The 16,905-nt window shown below is 68.2% G+C and carries 22 protein-coding genes and 1 tRNA gene; 11 read left to right on the top strand and 12 right to left on the bottom strand.

Annotated elements, in window-relative coordinates; translation table 11 throughout:
* Nucleotides 1-2 precede the first annotated feature (2 nt).
* Both IWX89_RS00590 and IWX89_RS00585 read right to left on the bottom strand, forming a co-directional pair.
* Entirely contained in the window at nucleotides 3-599 is a 597-nt protein-coding gene (locus tag IWX89_RS00590) for a TlpA disulfide reductase family protein (RefSeq protein ID WP_196901660.1), read from the bottom strand.
* Entirely contained in the window at nucleotides 596-1,240 is a 645-nt protein-coding gene (locus IWX89_RS00585; RefSeq protein ID WP_196901659.1) for a histidine phosphatase family protein, read from the bottom strand. Before IWX89_RS00585 ends, IWX89_RS00590 begins: the two co-directional genes overlap by 4 nt.
* Nucleotides 1,241-1,370: 130 nt before the next feature.
* Between IWX89_RS00585 and aspS the strand changes: the two genes are divergently transcribed.
* Nucleotides 1,371-2,684 (top strand): aspartate--tRNA(Asn) ligase, encoded by a 1,314-nt coding sequence (aspS, locus tag IWX89_RS00580; RefSeq protein ID WP_231382778.1) that lies wholly within the window; start codon nucleotides 1,371-1,373, stop codon nucleotides 2,682-2,684.
* Between the two features lie 85 nt (nucleotides 2,685-2,769).
* Here aspS and IWX89_RS00575 read toward each other — a convergent pair whose 3' ends face one another.
* Together IWX89_RS00575 and IWX89_RS00570 are read right to left on the bottom strand one after the other, a co-directional pair.
* Nucleotides 2,770-3,072 carry a Dabb family protein gene (locus IWX89_RS00575; protein WP_196901657.1) on the bottom strand — a complete coding sequence of 101 codons (303 nt, stop codon included), beginning with the start codon at nucleotides 3,070-3,072 and terminating at the stop codon, nucleotides 2,770-2,772.
* A complete protein-coding gene (locus IWX89_RS00570) occupies nucleotides 3,069-3,338 on the bottom strand; it encodes a glutaredoxin family protein (protein WP_196901656.1) in 270 nt (89 codons plus the stop codon). Before IWX89_RS00570 ends, IWX89_RS00575 begins: the two co-directional genes overlap by 4 nt.
* Before the next feature lie 53 nt (nucleotides 3,339-3,391).
* Here IWX89_RS00570 and IWX89_RS00565 point away from each other — a divergent pair, with 53 nt between their 5' ends.
* Entirely contained in the window at nucleotides 3,392-4,114 is a 723-nt protein-coding gene (locus IWX89_RS00565; RefSeq protein WP_196901655.1) for an HAD family phosphatase, read from the top strand.
* 63 nt (nucleotides 4,115-4,177) lie between these two features.
* On the opposite strand, the gene IWX89_RS00560 is transcribed toward IWX89_RS00565, so the two are convergent.
* The 3 genes from IWX89_RS00560 to IWX89_RS00550 all read right to left on the bottom strand — a co-directional run bounded on the left by IWX89_RS00560 (nucleotide 4,178) and on the right by IWX89_RS00550 (nucleotide 5,099).
* The gene (locus IWX89_RS00560) at nucleotides 4,178-4,276 is read right to left on the bottom strand and encodes a 30S ribosomal protein bS22 (protein ID WP_003792170.1); all 99 of its coding nucleotides are present in this window, start codon (nucleotides 4,274-4,276) and stop codon (nucleotides 4,178-4,180) included.
* Nucleotides 4,277-4,370: 94 nt separating this feature from the next.
* The gene (locus IWX89_RS00555) at nucleotides 4,371-4,562 is read right to left on the bottom strand and encodes a helix-turn-helix domain-containing protein (protein WP_134509026.1); all 192 of its coding nucleotides are present in this window, start codon (nucleotides 4,560-4,562) and stop codon (nucleotides 4,371-4,373) included.
* 90 nt (nucleotides 4,563-4,652) lie between these two features.
* A complete protein-coding gene (locus IWX89_RS00550; RefSeq protein ID WP_196901654.1) occupies nucleotides 4,653-5,099 on the bottom strand; it encodes a helix-turn-helix transcriptional regulator in 447 nt (148 codons plus the stop codon).
* A 74-nt stretch (nucleotides 5,100-5,173) separates the two neighbouring features.
* Here IWX89_RS00550 and IWX89_RS00545 point away from each other — a divergent pair, with 74 nt between their 5' ends.
* Together IWX89_RS00545 and IWX89_RS00540 are read left to right on the top strand one after the other, a co-directional pair.
* Nucleotides 5,174-6,616, top strand: coding sequence for a TrkH family potassium uptake protein (locus IWX89_RS00545; RefSeq protein WP_196901653.1), 1,443 nt, complete (start codon nucleotides 5,174-5,176; stop codon nucleotides 6,614-6,616).
* Nucleotides 6,609-7,280 (top strand): TrkA family potassium uptake protein, encoded by a 672-nt coding sequence (locus tag IWX89_RS00540; protein WP_196901652.1) that lies wholly within the window; start codon nucleotides 6,609-6,611, stop codon nucleotides 7,278-7,280. Before IWX89_RS00545 ends, IWX89_RS00540 begins: the two co-directional genes overlap by 8 nt.
* Nucleotides 7,281-7,404: 124 nt before the next feature.
* Here IWX89_RS00540 and proC read toward each other — a convergent pair whose 3' ends face one another.
* Nucleotides 7,405-8,253 (bottom strand): pyrroline-5-carboxylate reductase, encoded by an 849-nt coding sequence (proC, locus tag IWX89_RS00535; RefSeq protein ID WP_196901651.1) that lies wholly within the window; start codon nucleotides 8,251-8,253, stop codon nucleotides 7,405-7,407.
* 86 nt (nucleotides 8,254-8,339) lie between these two features.
* Here proC and IWX89_RS00530 point away from each other — a divergent pair, with 86 nt between their 5' ends.
* Both IWX89_RS00530 and IWX89_RS00525 read left to right on the top strand, forming a co-directional pair.
* On the top strand, nucleotides 8,340-9,302 hold the full coding sequence (locus IWX89_RS00530; protein WP_196901650.1) for a cation diffusion facilitator family transporter: 963 nt from the start codon (nucleotides 8,340-8,342) through the stop codon (nucleotides 9,300-9,302).
* Nucleotides 9,299-10,000, top strand: a complete 702-nt coding sequence (locus tag IWX89_RS00525; protein ID WP_196901649.1) for a glutamine amidotransferase — start codon at nucleotides 9,299-9,301, stop codon at nucleotides 9,998-10,000. Before IWX89_RS00530 ends, IWX89_RS00525 begins: the two co-directional genes overlap by 4 nt.
* Here IWX89_RS00525 and tadA read toward each other — a convergent pair.
* Complete coding sequence (gene tadA / locus IWX89_RS00520; RefSeq protein ID WP_196901648.1) at nucleotides 9,969-10,448, bottom strand: tRNA adenosine(34) deaminase TadA; 480 nt, start codon at nucleotides 10,446-10,448, stop codon at nucleotides 9,969-9,971. The genes IWX89_RS00525 and tadA overlap by 32 nt on opposite strands.
* Nucleotides 10,449-10,481: 33 nt before the next feature.
* Here tadA and upp point away from each other — a divergent pair, with 33 nt between their 5' ends.
* The 4 genes from upp (at nucleotide 10,482) to IWX89_RS00500 (ending at nucleotide 13,330) form a co-directional block, all read left to right on the top strand.
* Nucleotides 10,482-11,114, top strand: a complete 633-nt coding sequence (upp, locus tag IWX89_RS00515; RefSeq protein ID WP_134509016.1) for a uracil phosphoribosyltransferase — start codon at nucleotides 10,482-10,484, stop codon at nucleotides 11,112-11,114.
* Between the two features lie 487 nt (nucleotides 11,115-11,601).
* On the top strand, nucleotides 11,602-12,306 hold the full coding sequence (locus IWX89_RS00510; RefSeq protein ID WP_196901647.1) for a winged helix-turn-helix domain-containing protein: 705 nt from the start codon (nucleotides 11,602-11,604) through the stop codon (nucleotides 12,304-12,306).
* 297 nt (nucleotides 12,307-12,603) lie between these two features.
* Nucleotides 12,604-13,068, top strand: a complete 465-nt coding sequence (locus tag IWX89_RS00505) for a MarR family transcriptional regulator (protein WP_307836297.1) — start codon at nucleotides 12,604-12,606, stop codon at nucleotides 13,066-13,068.
* A 70-nt stretch (nucleotides 13,069-13,138) separates the two neighbouring features.
* Complete coding sequence (locus tag IWX89_RS00500; protein WP_134508981.1) at nucleotides 13,139-13,330, top strand: DUF1918 domain-containing protein; 192 nt, start codon at nucleotides 13,139-13,141, stop codon at nucleotides 13,328-13,330.
* Between the two features lie 331 nt (nucleotides 13,331-13,661).
* On the opposite strand, the gene IWX89_RS00495 is transcribed toward IWX89_RS00500, so the two are convergent.
* The 3 genes from IWX89_RS00495 to IWX89_RS00485 form a co-directional block, all read right to left on the bottom strand.
* Complete coding sequence (locus IWX89_RS00495) at nucleotides 13,662-14,429, bottom strand: DUF427 domain-containing protein (protein WP_196901645.1); 768 nt, start codon at nucleotides 14,427-14,429, stop codon at nucleotides 13,662-13,664.
* 127 nt (nucleotides 14,430-14,556) lie between these two features.
* A tRNA-Arg gene (locus IWX89_RS00490) sits at nucleotides 14,557-14,629 on the bottom strand.
* Nucleotides 14,630-14,671: 42 nt separating this feature from the next.
* A complete protein-coding gene (locus IWX89_RS00485; RefSeq protein WP_196901644.1) occupies nucleotides 14,672-16,054 on the bottom strand; it encodes an MFS transporter in 1,383 nt (460 codons plus the stop codon).
* Nucleotides 16,055-16,149: 95 nt separating this feature from the next.
* Here IWX89_RS00485 and IWX89_RS00480 point away from each other — a divergent pair, with 95 nt between their 5' ends.
* The gene (locus tag IWX89_RS00480; protein WP_196901643.1) at nucleotides 16,150-16,884 is read left to right on the top strand and encodes a flavodoxin family protein; all 735 of its coding nucleotides are present in this window, start codon (nucleotides 16,150-16,152) and stop codon (nucleotides 16,882-16,884) included.
* Nucleotides 16,885-16,905: the final 21 nt, after the last annotated feature.

The raw sequence follows: 16,905 nt of genomic DNA, 5'->3' as shown, positions 1-16,905 counted from the left end.
GCCTAAGCGCCCTCGTCGAGCGCGGAGGTGACCAGCGTCTCGAGGATGGACGGCGAGGACAGCTCGCCGAGGATGCGGGCGGCGACCCGGCCGGACCGGTCGATCACCAGCGTGGTCGGCACCGCGTTGGGCGGGATGCTGCCGCTGAAGGCCAGTTGCATTGCCCCGTCGCCGACATCCATCACCGAGGGGTAGCCGACACCGTAGTTGTCGTTGAAGGCGACCGCGTTCGCGGCCTGGTCGCGCACGTTGACGCCGACGAAGGAGGCGCCCTTGCCCTCGAACTGCGCGCTGAGCTTCTGCAGGGCGGGGGCCTCGGCACGGCACGGTGCGCAGCTGGCGTACCAGAAGTTCACGACGACGACCTGCCCGGCGTAGTCGGCGCTGGAGAGGGCCGCGCCGGTCTCGCTCGTGCCGGTCCAGGTGATCGGGTCGCCGCGTTTGGCCGCGGGGATCTCCGTCCAGCTGCCGTCACCGGCGATGAACCCCTTGTTGCTGCCCTCGCGGTACTGGGCAGCGAGCGGATCGGTCGCGCAGCCGGTCAGGAGCAGCGCCGCCGCCAGGAGTCCGACGATCGCCGCGCGCGCCCGGTTCGTCATACCGCCCCCACGTCGGTGGCGCCGGCCTGCAGGTCGACGGCGGGGTTCGAATAGCCCACCTCGACCGGGCCGTCGCCGCGCCAGGACAGGGTCGTGATGCTCGAGAGACCGCACCGGCGTTTGCGGGGATCGTGCGCGAGGCGTTCGCCGGAGAGCGCGCGGTGCACCATCCAGATCGGGAGCTGGTGGCTGACGAGCACGACGTCGCCGCCGTCGACGGAGTGGTACGCGTCGTCGATGGCGGCGAGCATCCGCTCGGTGATGGACTGGAACGGCTCGCCCCAGCTGGGCCGGAGGGGGTTGACCAGTGCCCGCCAATTGCGAGGGTCGCGCAGGGCGCCGTCGGGGCCGCGCATCCGCTTGCCCTCGAAGAAGTTGGCCGGCTCGATCAGGCGCGGGTCGATGTCGACGGGGAGGCCGAAGGCCGCCGCGATCGGCGCCGCGGACTCGCGTGTGCGCTGCAGCGGCGAGGAGACGATCCGCGCGACCGGGCGACCCCGTTCGACCAGGTCGGCCGCCGCAGCCTCCGCCATGGCCAGGCCGAGGTCGGAGAGCCCGAAGCCGGGCAGCCGTCCATACAGAACGCGTTCGGGGTTGAACACCTCACCGTGACGGACGAGATGTAACTGACTGGCTGCCACCCGAACAGTCTACGGATGCCCCACCCGCGAATTCACCGAGAGCGCACGACGCCGGGAGCGCCGCGGACTGCGCCGGCTGTCGGCCCCCGGTGACGCCTGCCGCTAAACTTGCCAAGTGACTGCGCGCATACTGATCAAGAACCTGGCCGCCCTCTCGAATGGCACCGTCACGGTGTCCGGCTGGGTCGACACCGTCCGCGACCAGAAAAAGGTGCAGTTCGTCGTGCTCAGGGATGAGTCCGGCGCGGTGCAGCTGGTGAACCCGCGCACCACGGATGCCGACGGCGTCATCGTCGCGGACGAGCCCGCCACCACGATCTCCGCCCTCTCCCAGGGCAGCTTCGTCACCGTCACCGGCGAACTCAAGCACGACGAGCGGGTCAAGCTCGGCGGCATCGAGATCAAGCTGGCCAGCCTGGAGCTCGTCACCGTCGCCATCCCGGAGACCCCGATCGCAGCCGACTCCAGCCTCGACAAGCGGATGGACTGGCGCTTCCTCGACCTGCGCCAGCCGAAGCAGAACCTCATCTTCCGCATCCAGACCACGTTCGAGCACGCGCTCCGCAGCTACTGGGTCGAACACGACTTCATCGAGCTGCACACCCCGAAGCTGATGGCCAGCGCAAGCGAGTCCCGCGCCGAGCTGTTCGAGGTGGAGTACTTCGAGACCAAGGCCTACCTCGCGCAGAGCCCCCAGTTCTTCAAGCAGATGGCGCAGTCGGCCGGCTTCGGCAAGGTCTTCGAGGTGGGACCGGCGTTCCGGGCCGACCCGTCGTTCACCAGCCGCCACGCCACCGAATTCACCAGCGTCGACGCCGAGATCAGCTGGATCGACAGCCACGAAGACGTCATGCAGCTGCACGAGGAGCTGCTCGTCGCCGGTTTCGCCGCGGTCAAGGCCAAGCACGGCGACGAGGTGCTCGCCCTGTTCGGCGTCGAAGTGACCGTGCCGAGCCAGCCCTTCCCGCGCATCCCCCTGGCAGAGGCCAAGGAGATCGTCAAGAGCCGCGGCTACGAGGTGCCGCGCGACGACGACGACATGGACCCCGAGGGCGAGCGCCAGATCGCCGCCTACGTGGCCGAGGCCTACGGGCACGAATTCGTCTTCCTCACCGACTACGCCGCCAGCATCCGGCCGTTCTACCACATGCGACCCGAGGGCGACGCGAGCGTCACCAACAGCTACGACCTCATCTTCAACGGCACCGAGATCTCCACCGGCGCGCAGCGCGAGCACCGCATCGACATTCTCGTCGAGCAGGCAAAGGAGAAGGGCCTGGACCCGGAGGAGCTCGGCGGCTACCTGGACTTCTTCCGCTACGGCGTGCCGACCCACGGCGGGTTCGGGATGGGGCTGGCACGGGTGCTCATGCTGATGTTGCACCAGACCAGCATCCGCGAGGTCACCTTCCTCTTCCGCGGCCCGTCGCGCCTGGAGCCCTGACCGGCGCCTGGAGCCCTGACCGGCTCTGACCCGTCCCGGCTGTCGCGCTGATTCCGACGGGCTCGATCACCGCCGGTCGAGCGACCTACGGTACGAGGAAGTCCACGGCCATCTTGGCCGAGACGACCGACCGGATGAAGGCGCCGGCCGCCTGGTGCGCCGGGTGCTCCTGGTAGCGGGCGACCGCGGCGAGGTCGTCGAAGTCGGCGATCAGCACGATGTCCCAGTTGTCGCCGCCCAGCACATCCGCGCCCACCCGCAGCGAGCGGATCTCCGCCACGACGCCGACGAGGGCTTCGAGGCGTGATGCGATCCCGGCCGCGTCGTCGGCCCGGGTCGCCGGGTCCGTCGCGCTGAGTTTCCAGGAGACGACGTGCCGAATGCTCACTGAACGGCCAGGAGCGCGGTGCGCAGTCGCAGCGGGTCGATCCGCCAGTAATTGTGCACCTTGCCGTTGATCAGCAGCACGGGGATGTCCTCCACGTACAGTTCGTTCAGCTCGGCGTCGTCGAGGATGGAACGCTCCTCGAGCACGATCGCCGGTGCCGCCGGGTTGTCGGCGAGTTTCAAGACGACGCTGTCCACCAGCTCCCGCGCGTCGTCGCAGAGGTGACATCCGGGCTTGCCGATCAGGGTGAGGAGTGCGGTGGCCATTGCTTCAGCCTATGCTGGCTCCGGCTGCTTCGCGCAACTAGACTCAGGCGCACATGCCTGACGCCAACGCCGCCCGCTCCATCGCCTTCTTCGATGTCGATAACACGCTCATGCGCGGAGCGAGCCTGTACCACCTCGGCATCGGCGCCTGGCGACGCCGGATGATCACCGGCCGCGACATCAGCTCGTTCGCCTGGAAGCAGGCGAGGTTCATCGCGGTGGGAGAGAACCGGGTGCACCTGGCCAGTGTGCGCGAGCGCGCCCTCGAGGTCGTCGTCGGCCACAACCGCGCCGAGCTGATCGACCTGAGCCGGGAGATCTTCGACGCCCGGCTCATCCGCCTGCTCTGGCCCGAAACCGTCGCCGTGGCTCGGGCGCACCTGGAAGCCGGTCGCGAGGTCTGGCTGGTCTCGGCCACCGCCCAGGAGGTTGCCGATGTGATCGCCGAGCGGCTCGGCTTCACCGGGGCTCTCGGCACGGTGCTTGAGACTGTCGAGGGTGTATTCACGGGTCGCCTGACCGATGGCGTGTGCCACGGAGACCAGAAGGCTGAGGCGGCGCGCGGGCAGGCCCTGCGCAGCGACGCCGACCTCACGGGATGCTGGGCCTACTCCGATTCGCACAACGACATTCCGCTGCTCGACCTCGTAGGCAATCCCGTCGTCGTGAATCCGGATGCGACGCTCCACCGCTACGCGACGGCGCGCCATTGGCCGATCATGCGACTCAAACGTGGGAGCATCACCGCGGCCGCGCGGGCAAGCAAAAAGCGCTAGGTCCGAGGACCTAGCGCTCACGCATAGAACCGGCGCTTGAGGACCGAACGGTCCGGAAGCGACCTACTTCTTATTGCGACGCTGGTGACGGGTCTTCCGAAGCAGCTTGCGGTGCTTCTTCTTCGCCATACGCTTGCGTCGCTTCTTAATTACAGAACCCACACGGACCTCACAAGATTTGGTTACAAGATTTGGTTTCGCCGCGAGACTCGCGGCCGACACGAAAACACCATTCTACCGGAAAAAGAACGGGCCCTTACGCGGTGTCCGCAATCGGGCGCTGAATCACCGCGGAAACAGCCGATTCCGGCACCCGGAATGACCGGCCGAACCGGATCGCGGGCAGTTCTCCGGAGTGCACGAGCCGGTAGACGGTCATCTTGGACACGCGCATCATCTCGGCCACCTCGGCGACGGTCAGGAAGCGTACGTCAGAGAGATCTTGCATTCGGGTTCTCCTCACGATCGTGGCCCGGTCCTGTGACGGACGTTACCCACGTGCTAGATGAAAACTCTAGGGGCTACCCGGAACGGCCGTCTAGTCGTTTTTGCGCCATTTTCTCGGCTTGGCATCTTTGACCGCATGCGCCATCTGGAATGACGTGTCGGCGAAGGCCTTCCCGATGGCCGCGGCGAAGGCCCGCTGCTCCTCCTTCAGCCCCTCGGTCTCCTCGGCGGACTCCTCGGCCGACGCGTCGAAGTCGACGCTGAGGAACGGGATCAGCCAGTCCTCGATCTCCTCGAGGGGCGCATAGTCCAGGTGGTAATAGCGGTGCTGGCCGGCTTCGCGCACGCCGACCAGGCCGGACTCACGGAGCACTTTGAGGTGCTTGGAAACGGTCGGCTGGCTCAGCCCCAGCTTGTCGACGATGTCCGACACGCTGAGCTCGCCGCCGGCGGTGTTCGACTGGTTGTATCGCTCGAGGAGAATGCGTAGTATTTCGCGTCGGGTCGAGTCCGCCACCACGCCGAAGATGTCTGCCATGCCCCAAGGCTAGTCATTCCCGCTGAGGGATACCATGGCGACGGGTCGTCGGCCCCGACCAGCCCGGAGGATTCATGCGCGCAACGAAGGGCGGGGTGTCATTCGGCCATCGTCAGACCCCATGGTTCGTGGGCGTTCGCGACTCGGTTGACGCCCTGGCGCGCAGGTCACCGTCACGCTTCGCCATCCTCGTCTTCACCGGCCTGATCCTCGTTTTCACGCTGCTTTTCTCCCTGCCGGTCGCGTCGTCCGCGCGCACCCTGACGCCCCTCCACGACGCACTGTTCACCGCGGTGTCGGTGATCTGCGTGACGGGGCTCTCGACGGTGGACATGGCGACGCACTGGTCCGCGTTCGGCAACATCCTCGTCGTGGTCGGGGTGAACATCGGCGGAGTCGGCGTGCTGACCCTGGCCTCGCTGATGGGAATGGTCATCTCGCGGCGGCTCGGCCTGCGCGCCAAGCTCATGGCGGCGAGCGACACCAACCCGTCGCGGATCCACGCCGGCCCGGTGAACGAGGGCCAGACGGTGCGCCTGGGCGAAGTGGGGAATCTGCTCCTCACGGTCGCCATCAGCGCACTGGCGATCGAACTGGTCGTCGCGGCGCTCCTGCTGCCGAGGATCCTGGCGAGCGGCGCCGCCCTGGGCGAAGCGATCTGGCACAGCGTGTACTACGCCGCCATGGCCTTCACCAACACCGGCTTCAACCCCAACGTCGGCGGACTTGCCCCGTTCGCGAACGACGAGTGGTTCCTCGGCGCGCTCATGCTCGGCGTCTTCCTCGGCAGCCTGGGCTTCCCGGTCATCTATGCCCTCTCCCGCGGCTGGCGGACGCCGCGGCGCTGGTCCGTGCACGTCAAGCTCACGCTCTTCACGACGATCGCCCTGCTGGTCGCCGGCGTGGTCATCTACATCGTGCTCGAGTTCGACAACCCGAAGACCTTCGGGTCCCTCGGCGTGGGCGACACCGTCTTCCAGTCGCTGTTCATGTCGGTGATGACCCGTTCCGGCGGCTTCGCCACGATCAACGTCAGCGACCTGCACGGGTCGAGCCTGCTGGCCAGTGACATGCTCATGTTCATCGGCGGCGGTTCCGCGTCCACGGCCGGCGGCATCAAGGTCACCACCCTCGCCGTCCTGTTCCTGGCGGCCTTCGCCGAGGCCAGCGGTCGGTCCGAGATGGAGGCCTTCGGCCGACGCATCCCGAGCGACATCCTGCGCCTGGCCGTGAGCGTCGTGCTCTGGGGTGCGACGACCGTCGCCGTGGCGAGCATCCTCATCCTGCAGATCTCCAAGGCCCCGTTCGACCTGGTGCTCTTCGACGTGATTTCGGCGTTCGCCACCTGCGGGCTGTCGACCGGTCTGACCGCCGATCTGCCGCCCGCCGGGGTGTACGTGCTGGCGGCGACGATGTTCATGGGCCGCGTTGGTACAGTGACTCTCGCGGCGGCACTCGCCGCCAGCCAGAGCAGGCAGTTGTTCAGACGGCCGGAAGAGAGACCCATCGTTGGCTGAGCTGTTCAAACACGACTCCCCCGTGCTGGTGATCGGCCTGGGCCGGTTCGGCGCCGCGACGGCCGGGCAGCTCGACCGCCTGGGCCGCGAGGTGCTCGCCGTCGACGACAGCGACGCGCTGGTGCAGAAGTGGTCCGAGCGCGTCACCCACGCGGTCCAGGCGGATGCCCGATCGATCGAGGCCCTGCGCCAGATCGGTGCGCAGGACTTCTCCATCGCGGTGTGCGCCGTCGGTTCATCGATCGAGGCGAGCGTTCTGATCGTGGCGAACCTGGTCGACCTCGGCATTCCGCAGATCTGGGCGAAGGCCATCTCCAAGTCCCACGGCACGATCCTCGAGCGCATCGGCGCCAACCACGTCGTGTTCCCCGAGGCGGAGGCCGGCGAACGCCTCGCCCACCTCGTCTCCGGGCGCATGCTCGACTTCATCGAGTTCGACGACGACTTCGCCCTGGTCAAGATGATCCCGCCGAAGCCGATCCGGGGGCTCAACCTGACCGAATCCGGGCTGCGCCGCAAGTACAACGTCACCGTGGTCGGCGTGAAGAGCCCCGGTCGACCGTTCACTTACGCGACCGAGAAGACCGTCGTCACCGACCAGGACCTGATCATCGTGTCCGGCACCGAGTCCGACATCGAACGGTTCGCCGCGCTCGAATCCTGAGCGCCGCCGGGAGCGTCCGCACCCGCTCGGGGCTTCCGCCAGCCCTGAGTTACGGAGAAAGCACCTTCACAACGCCGACGAAGGTGTTTTCCCCGCAACTCAGCGTGACGGCGGTGGTGCCGGGTTAGTGGCCGGCGAGTTCGCGGGCGCGGGCGAGTGCGGCATCCGTCGCCCGGTCGAAGAGTTCCTTGAGTCCGCCCTTTTCGAGCTCCCAGACGGCCCGCTCGGTGGTGCCGCTCGGGCTGGTGACCTGGCGGCGGAGTTCGGTCGGAGACTGGTCGGAGCCCGCCAGCAGGGTGCAGGCGCCGAGGAAGGTGCCGTTGACCATCACGGCCGCCTCCTCCGGGGTGAAGCCCTTGGCGACCGCCGTGGCCGTGAGCTGCTCGATCAGGTAGAAGACGTAGGCCGGGCCGGAGCCGGAAATGGTGCTCAGCGCGTCGAGTTTGCTCTCCGGCACGACGAGCACGTCGCCGACGGTGCCGAACAGGGCGGTCGCGAGGTCGAGGTCGGTGGCGCTGGAGCGGGTGCCGGCGCTGAGCCCGGTGACCGCCCTGCCGACGAGCGCCGGCGTGTTCGGCATCGAGCGGATGACGGCCACCGACTCGGGCAGCAGCGACTCGAAGGTGGCGATCGTGACGCCGGCGGCGACGCTCACGACGAGCGTTCCCGGCTCGAGGCTGCCGGCGATCTCGGTGAGCAGGTCGGGCACCATGGCCGGCTTGACGGCCACGATCACGATGCGGGCGCCGGCCACCGCCTTGAGGTTGGCCTCGGGGTCCTCCGCCGTGGCGAACGCGGTCACGCCGTCGATGCCGCCCAGCTCGGCGGCCTTCGCCGCGGTTCGGTTGGTGGCACGGATGCCGCCCTCCACGGTGACGCTCGGGGTCAGCAGACCGGTCAGGACGGCCCTGGCCATCGATCCGGCGCCCAGGAACGCGATGGTGGGGAGCGTGGTGGAAGCAGTCGTAGTCATGGAGGGAGTCTAGTTTCGACCTGCTGTCCGGCCGCCGTGCGCGGTGACCGGCACACCGGCTTTGCCCGTCGTTCTAGGATTGCTGCATGAGCGCATCCGGCGGAAGCAAAGCAATCGTGGCCGCCCTGGCGGCCAACCTGGGCATCGCCGTGACGAAGCTCATCGCGTGGGCCTTTTCCGGCTCCTCGTCGATGCTCGCCGAGGGAGTGCACTCACTCGCCGACTCCGGCAACCAGCTGCTGCTGCTGCTCGGCGGCCGCAAGTCGCGCAAGGACGCCGACACGGCGCATCCGTTCGGCTACGGGAGGGAACGCTACGTCTACGCGTTCGTCGTGTCGATCATCCTCTTCTCCATCGGCGGCGTGTTCTCGCTCTACGAGGGTGTGCAGAAGCTGCAGGACCCCCACCCGCTCGAGGTGCCCTGGCTGCCGATCGTCGTGCTTCTGGTCGCCATGGGACTCGAATCGTTCTCCCTGCGCACGGCCGTGAAGGAAGCGAACCTCCTGCGCGGCAAGCAGACCTGGGTGCAGTTCGTGCGGCATGCCAAGGCCCCCGAGCTGCCCGTCGTGCTGCTCGAAGACGTCGCGGCCCTCGCCGGGCTCGTCTTCGCCTTCCTCGGCGTCGGCCTGACCATCATCACGGGCGAGCCGATCTGGGATGCCATCGGCACCCTTTTCATCGGCGTGCTCCTCGTGCTCGTGGCGATCGTGCTCGGCGTCGAGACCAAGAGCCTGCTGGTCGGCGAAGGTGCCGGGCGCACGGATGCCGCCAGGATCGAGCACGCCATCCTCTCCGGCCCCGAGACCCGCCGGATCATCCACCTGAAGACGCTCTACCTCGGCCCGGACGAGCTTCTCGTGGCCGCCAAGGTCGCCTTCGACGCCGAGACCCGGTTCTCGGACGTGGCCGCCGGTATCGACGCTGTCGAGGCCCGGATCCGCGAGGCCGTGCCGATCGCCCGCACGATCTACCTCGAGCCGGACGTGTTCATCGACCCGGGGCACCGCGAACTTCCCACCGACGCGATCGTGATCAAGGGCAGCGAATGAGCCGCATCGCGATCGTGCTCCGCCACGACGACACGATCCACCTCGGCAATCTCGAGCCGGTGCTGTTCGAGCACGGCTACGACGTGCGCTACGTGGACACCATGCGGGAAGACGTGACCGTGATCGACCCCCACGCCGCCGACCTCGTCGTGGTGCTCGGCGGGGAGATGGGCGTCTACGAGGCCGACCGGTTCCCGGCGCTGCGCGACGAGATCACGCTCCTCGAATCCCGGCTCGCCGCCGGCCGGCCGGTCTTCGGGGTCTGCCTGGGCGCCCAGCTGATGGCGACCGCGCTCGGCGCCACGGTCTACCGAGGACCGACCAATGAGATCGGCTACCGCTCAGTGGAACCGACCGAGGCCGGCGCCGATTCCCCCGTGCGGCACATCGCCGGAGTGCCCGTGTTCCAGTGGCACAGCGACACGTTCGACCTTCCGGAGGGCGTCACCCGGCTGGCCGGGTCGCCGCAGTACGGCAACGAGGCGTTCGGGATAGAGAACTGGGCCCTCGCGGTGCAATTCCATCCCGAGGTCACCGAGGAGATGCACGAGGTCTGGCTGGCAGCCTCCGAGGCCGAGGTGGCCGCGGAAGGGTTCGACCCGGCGGACCTCCGCCTGGAGCGTGAACGCTACTCAGCGGGCATGCAGGGTGCCTCCCGGGCCATGTTCAGCGAATGGCTCGCCGGGCTGGATCGCTGAAGAAGTCTCGGAGCAGGATGCCGCACTCCGCGGCATCCACCTCGGCGAAGACCTCCACCCGGTGGTTGAGCCTGCGGTCCCGCAGCACGTCGTAGATCGACCCGGACGCCCCGGCCTTCTCATCCCAGGCCCCGAAGACCACCACCGGCACCCGGGCCGCGACGATCGCACCCGCGCACATCACGCACGGCTCGAGGGTGACCACGAGGGTGCACCCGGTCAGGTGCCAGTCGCCGAGGGCCGCGGCGGCCTCGCGGATGGCGACGATCTCGGCGTGCGCGGTCGGATCCTGGTGCAGCTCGCGCTCATTCCGACCACGGCCGATCACCGCGCCGCCCGCGTCGAGCACCACCGCGCCGACCGGGACATCCCCGGTCGCCAGGGCCGCGCGCGCCTCCGCGAGGGCGAGCAGCATCCACTCGCGGTGCCGACGATCCTGCTCGCCCATCCGGATGCCTCCCCCGACTAGTAGATTGAGCCTATGCGAGTCCACGTAGCCGACCACCCCCTGATCACCCACAAACTCACGGTTCTCCGGGACAAGCGCACCCCGTCGCCGCTCTTCCGCTCCCTGGTCGAGGAGCTGATGACGCTCCTCGCCTACGAGGGCACCCGCGGCGTGCGGGTCGAGCAGGTCACCGTGCAGACGCCGGTGGCCGAGGCCCGCGGCGTGCAGATCAGCGACCCCAAGCCCCTCGTGGTCCCCATCCTCCGGGCCGGGCTCGGCATGCTCGAGGGCATGGTCAAGCTCCTGCCGACCGCTGAGGTCGGTTTCCTGGGCATGGCGCGCAACGAGGAGACCCTCGAGCCAACGACCTACGCCGAGCGCCTGCCCGACGATCTGTCCGACCGCCAGTGCTTCGTGCTCGACCCGATGCTCGCCACCGGCGGTTCGCTGATCGCCGCGATCCAGTTCCTCTTCGACCGCGGCGCGGTGGATGTCACGGCGATCTGCATCCTCGCCGCCCCGGAAGGGCTCGCCGCCGTGGAGAAGGCGATGGCCGGCCGTGAGGTCACCATCGTGCTCGGAGCCGTCGACGAGCGACTGGACGAGCACGGCTACATCGTGCCCGGCCTCGGCGACGCCGGCGACCGTCTCTACGGGCTGGTCTGATCCAGCCCTCCCCTGGTTGCAGGACCTGCGACGAACAACACGCCGCAGGCCCTGCACTTCACGAATCTTTGATGAAATAGCAATCAGACGCGGAATCTTTCACAGAATCCGGATCGATCACGGATCCTCCGATCCGTCCCGGCCCCGGCGAACGTGGTGCGCGTCACACCGCGTCACCCGGGGTCACAGAATTGACACACGCCGTAACAGTGGGCTTTACTCGCAACTATGACAACGAGCGCACGCCCCCTGACCTCCTTCGAGGCCCCCGGGACTGCCGGCATGATGATGCCCGGCAGCTGCTCCGCGTGTTGCCGAATGTCCCGCTAACCGCGAACCATCGCCGAGTTCCCGCCGCTGCACCAGCGCCAGGTTGAACTCCCGCTCCTCCCCGACTTCGCCCCGGGCCTCACCGGCCACGCCTCGCCGAACCATGAATCGCTTCTCGCGATGGTTCCCCCGCATCATCACACCAAGGATTCCTCCCATGTCGCTTGCACACATTGACACCGCCCGCTCAGCCCAGGCCGCCCGCCTCGAGCAGGCACTCAACCAGGCTCCCGCCGCCCCCCGCATCCGTGCCGTTCCGGACGGCACCCAGGCCCGCGGCTTCGTTCTCTACGTCGGCATCGACGAGGCGAAGGCAGCCGCGGCCGGCACTAGCCTCGGTCGCATCGTCGAAGCGCTCAAGGCGTTGACACAGGAGCTGGCACCGGAGGCCGAGACGCATGCCGCCGTCGCCCTGGCACCGGCGGGCGCCGGCGGACGCGATGTGGACGTCGTGCGGCTGGCCCTGCAGGACCCGGCCGCCCTGGCCAGGCAGCGCACCGAGGCCGAGGATCCCGACCGGGCTCCGGGCGGCGTCGTCGTCGACATCTCCCGCAAGCGGGTCATCCTCGACAGTGAGACCGCGGCCCTCACCTACAAGGAATTCGAGCTGCTGCAGTACCTCGTGCTGCGCGAAGGCCGCACCATCGAGCGGGCGGAGCTCATCTCCTCGCTCTGGAACGCCGCCGACGAGGAAGACGCACCGAACGAGCGCACGATCGACGTGCACGTGCGCCGCCTGCGCGCCAAGCTGGGCCGCTACGAGGACATCGTGCGCACCGTGCGCGGCGTGGGCTACCGGTTCGACCGGCACGCCGACGTGTCGATCCGCCAGTCGAGCACCCCGAGCCCCGACGTCTTCTAGGACGGCCCCGACGTCGCCTAGGACACCGACAGGCAGCGCGTCACTGTGCGCGTGAACGTGATTGAGGGCCGGTCGTAGAGGCTAACGACCGACCCTCTTCCCTTGCACCAAGAGTGTCCTGCAATCACATTTCGCGCCTTCCGCCACAGCAAACGGTTGACGCACACTGAATATATAACGAACCGGTAACGGAGCGCTAGCAGTCTGTCCGATATTTTCCTGCGAATTCCCTATCAGCGAATGCGGTGCTCCGCTGGTCGAGTCCCTATCCTTGGGGAACACGACTTTGGAGGCACGGTGAGCGATCGAGCGGCGGCCGTCGGTGCCTGGGAGTCCCTCTTCCGGGCCCAGGTGGCCATCATGCGCAGCCTCGCCTCGGATTTCCCTGCCCAGGGGATCTCCTTCAACGAGTACGACGTGATGTTCAACCTGTCGCGGGAACCCGACCGGCGCATCCGTCTGCGGGACCTCAACGAGCACGTGCTGCTCACCCAGCCGAGCGTGAGCCGCCTGGTCGACCGGCTGGCCTCGCGCGGGTACGTGCTCAAGCTCACCGATCCGTCCGACGGGCGCGGCGCGATCGTCGAGCTCACCCCGGAGGGCTATGACGTGTTCCGCCGGGTGGCGCTGCAGCACATGGACACGATCACGGGCAGAATGGGCGACGCCCTCTCCAACGAGGAACTGGCCGAGTTGACGACGCTCTGCGACCGGCTGCGCACAGCGCCCTCCGGCGCCGGCCGCAAACCCCGGCACCCCTGACCGCGCACCCCAGGTGGCCCTGTGCAGGCGGCGAGTGTCGGCGTAACGTAACGCTCAGGAGGTGAGTCTCATGCGCGCACGCCCAGGAGATCGAATCATCATTCGCGGTCGCACGGTGGAGACACCGGATCGGCACGGCGAGATCATCGAGGTGCGGGGAGAGGACGGCGAACCGCCGTACCGGGTCCGGTTCGGCGAGGGCCACGAGAGCGTCGTCTACCCGGGATCCGACTTCGTGATCGAGCACGCCGAAACGGTCTGAGCCGGTCAGGCACCGCAGCGCGATCCTTCGAATGCACAAAACCGCCCGCCGGTCTAGGGGGTGATCCTCCCCGTCAGCGCGGAGTAACTTCGGTATTACACGTCGCAAACGTGGCGTTCTTGCCCCAGGGGGTACACCATGAGAATCACCTGCCCGTTCTGCCATTCGCCGGCCCGGCTCACGCCGAATCCTGCCCATGCCGACCGGCTGACTCTTCCGCTCTACGTGCTCAAATGCACCGGCTGTGACCGCACCAGCGTGCGGCGCGACTCCGCCAGGCCGATGCGGATAGCCCTCGCTACGCGCTGACCGTCGTTCGCGGGGTCGCCCGTCAGGCCGGCCGATGCGCCGGATCGCTGAACGGGCTGGCCGGCCGCTCCTGCGGCGCCCCGTCAACGGTGATGTCGACCCGCTCGTTATAGAACGCCACCAGTTCCGCGATCTCCGCCACGGCCGGCGTCGGCCGGCTGTAGCTCCAGGCGACGCTCGTGAGGTTCGGGTCGTCGGAGACGTCCCAGTAACGGTCCGCCTGGCCTTTGTAGGCGCACACACTGGTCGTGGCGGCCGGCCGGAGCAAGTCGAGCCGCACGTCGGCCTGCGGGATGTAGAACCGGGTGGGCAACCCGGTTTCGAACAGAAGCACCGGATGCCGGGTGTCGGCCAGCACGACGCCGTCCGCCGCGACCCGCACCTGTCGGCTGCTCGGAAGGGCATCGACCCGATGGAACGGGTCCCGCGGATGACCTCGCACCACGACGTCTTCCTCCTGCCACCGGTCGATCAGCCCGGGCCGCCAGGTGAAGACGATCCGATCGGCCAGTCCGGCCAGCACCCAGGCCGCGTGCGGGAGCATCCGCTCACCGGACACGACGTCGAACCTGGTGCGCACCTTCCCTTTCGGTCCGAAGAAATCAAAGCCGCGGCGCACGGGCGCGTCAGCGGATTCGGAGAGCAGGGCCAGCTCGACGGTCTCCGCCGAGAAGGCGTAGCCGGGCACCGCGAAGCCGTCCTCCCAGAACAGGAGCGGATCCCGGCTGTCCACCACCGTGGCGCCTTCGACGAATGCGCGCACCCACCGGTCGCTGGGAAAGGTCTTCATGGAGGTCTCCCTCGATCGCCTGTCGGACTACTCCAACAGTCTGCCCCCTCGGCTCGGCCGCGAAAAGGGCAGGGCCCTTGCGGGGGAAAACGAAAGCGGCCCACCGAAGTGAGCCGCTTTCTTGCTGTGCGCCCGAAGGGATTCGAACCCCCAACCTTCTGATCCGTAGTCAGATGCTCTATCCGTTGAGCTACGAGCGCAGTGGTGCCGTTCGAACTTGACGCTCGAAGACAACTTAGAAACTATAACAGTTTTTCCGAGCGGTCTCGTTCGTGCGAGGCGACGACCGGGGTGCGGATGCCCAGCCAGGACACGATCCCGCCGGCGAACATGAGCACGGCGACGACGACCATCACCCGCTGGAAGCCGGCCAGATCGAGCCGTTCGCCGATGATCGTGCCGGCCAGGGCCACGGCGATGAGGCCGGCGACCCGCGACACGGCGTTGTTGATCGCCGATCCGATACCGGCCTGCTCCGCCCGGATCGACCCCAGCACCGCCGAGGTGAGCGGCGCCACCGTGATGGCCAGGCCCAGGCCGATCAGCACGATGGCGGGCACCACCTGCAGCCACACGTTGATCGGCGGCACGGCGGCCAGGAGCAGCAGGAAGCCTGCCCCCGCGACCAGCGGGCCGATGGTCATGAACCGGCGCGGGCCGTAGCGGCCGGCGAGGGTGCCGAACAGTGTCGCGAACAGGAGCAGCATGAGTGTGGCCGGCACCCCCGCGAGTCCCGCCGCGGTGGCGGAGAACCCGCCCACCTGCTGCAGGTAGACCGCGAAGATGAAGAAACCCAGGCTCAGGGCGGAGTAGATGCCGACCGTGGCGATGTTGCCGACCCAGAAGTTGCGCACCCGGAACAACCCGAGCGGCATCATCGGCTGCGGCGCCCGCGCCTCCCACCAGAGGAACGCGGCGAGCGCGAGCACGCCCACGATGAGAGGCACGACGACCACCGGGCTGCCCCAGCCCAGTCGGCCCTGCTCGATCAGCGCGAAGACGGGGGCGCCCAGGCCGACGACGGCCAGCCCCGCGCCCGCGAGGTCGATCCGGGCGGCCGGGCCGGTGCGCGCCGGCTCGTCGATCCGGGCCAGCACGATCAGGGTGACCAGGATGGGCAGCACGTTGATCCCGAAGACGAAGCGCCAGCCGATCGTGTCGACCATGACGCCGCCGAGCACCGGCCCCGCGATGCCGGCGATGCCGGTCCAGCCGGTCCAGGCGCCGATCGCCTTACCCTGCGCCGGGCCGGAGAAGGTGGAGGTGATCAGGGCGAGGGAGCTCGGCACCAGCAGCGCGGCCGCCACGCCCTGCAGGATCCTGGCCACCACCAGCAGGGTCCCCAGCGGCGCCACGGCGCAGGCCAGCGAGGTGATCCCGAACCAGATCAGGCCCGCCCGCAGCACCCGCACCCGGCCGTAGGTGTCGGAGAGGGAACCGGCCACGAGGATCAGCGCGCCGAGGGAGAGCAGGTAGCCGTCGACCACCCACTGTTGCAGGGCCAGGTCGCCGCCGAACTCCCGCCCGATCGCGGGCAGCGCCACGTTGATGACGGAGCCGTCGAGGAAGGCCACGAAGGACGACAGGATGGCCACGATCAGGACGCGGCGCTGGCGGGGAGTCACGCCGAATTATAGCCCCGATGACGGAGCCCGGGCAAAGGGACCTCGCCCGGCCGGGACCCCTAGCCGGAGCCCGGGGCCGGTGCAAAACTGGCGCCATGACCCCGACCCGCAACACCCAGGCATCCTTCGAGTACTCCGGCCTGCGGGCCCTGTTCATCAACTGCACCTTGAAACGCAGCCCCGAGGTCAGCCACACGCAGGGCATCATGAACCTCAGCGCGGCGATCATGCACGAGCAGGGCGTCTACGTCGAAACGCTCCGGGCGGTCGACCATGAGATCGCCACCGGCGTCTACCCCGACATGACCGAGCACGGCTGGAGGACGGATGCCTGGCCGGCCCTGTTCGACAAGGTGCGCACCTCCGACATCCTCGTCATCGGCGGGCCGATCTGGCTCGGCGACAACGGCTCGGTCACCAAGCGGATCATCGAACGGCTCTACGCGATGAGCGGCGAATTCAACGACAAGGGCCAGTACGTCTATTACGGCAAAGTTGGCGGGGCGATCATCACCGGCAACGAGGACGGCGTGAAACACTGCGCATCGAACATCCTCTACAGCCTGCAGCACATCGGCTACACGATCCCGCCCGCGGCGGATTCCGGCTGGATCGGCGAGATCGGCCCGGGCCCGAGCTACCTCGACCCGGGCTCCGGCGGGCCGGAGAACGACTTCACCAACCGCAACACCACCTTCATGACCTGGAACCTCATGCACCTGGCCGCGATCCTCAAGGCCAACGGGGGGATCCCCGCCTACGGCAACCTGCGCCAGGACTGGGACAAGGGCGAGCGATTCGGCTTCCAGGCGAACCCGGAATACCGGTAGCGGCGCCACCGGCCGCACCAG

The organism is Cryobacterium sp. MP_M3, assembly GCF_015752155.1.
Classification (GTDB): domain Bacteria; phylum Actinomycetota; class Actinomycetes; order Actinomycetales; family Microbacteriaceae; genus Cryobacterium.
The sequence above is the reverse complement of the archived record's forward strand: the minus strand, read 5'-3'. Positions and strand labels throughout refer to the sequence as shown.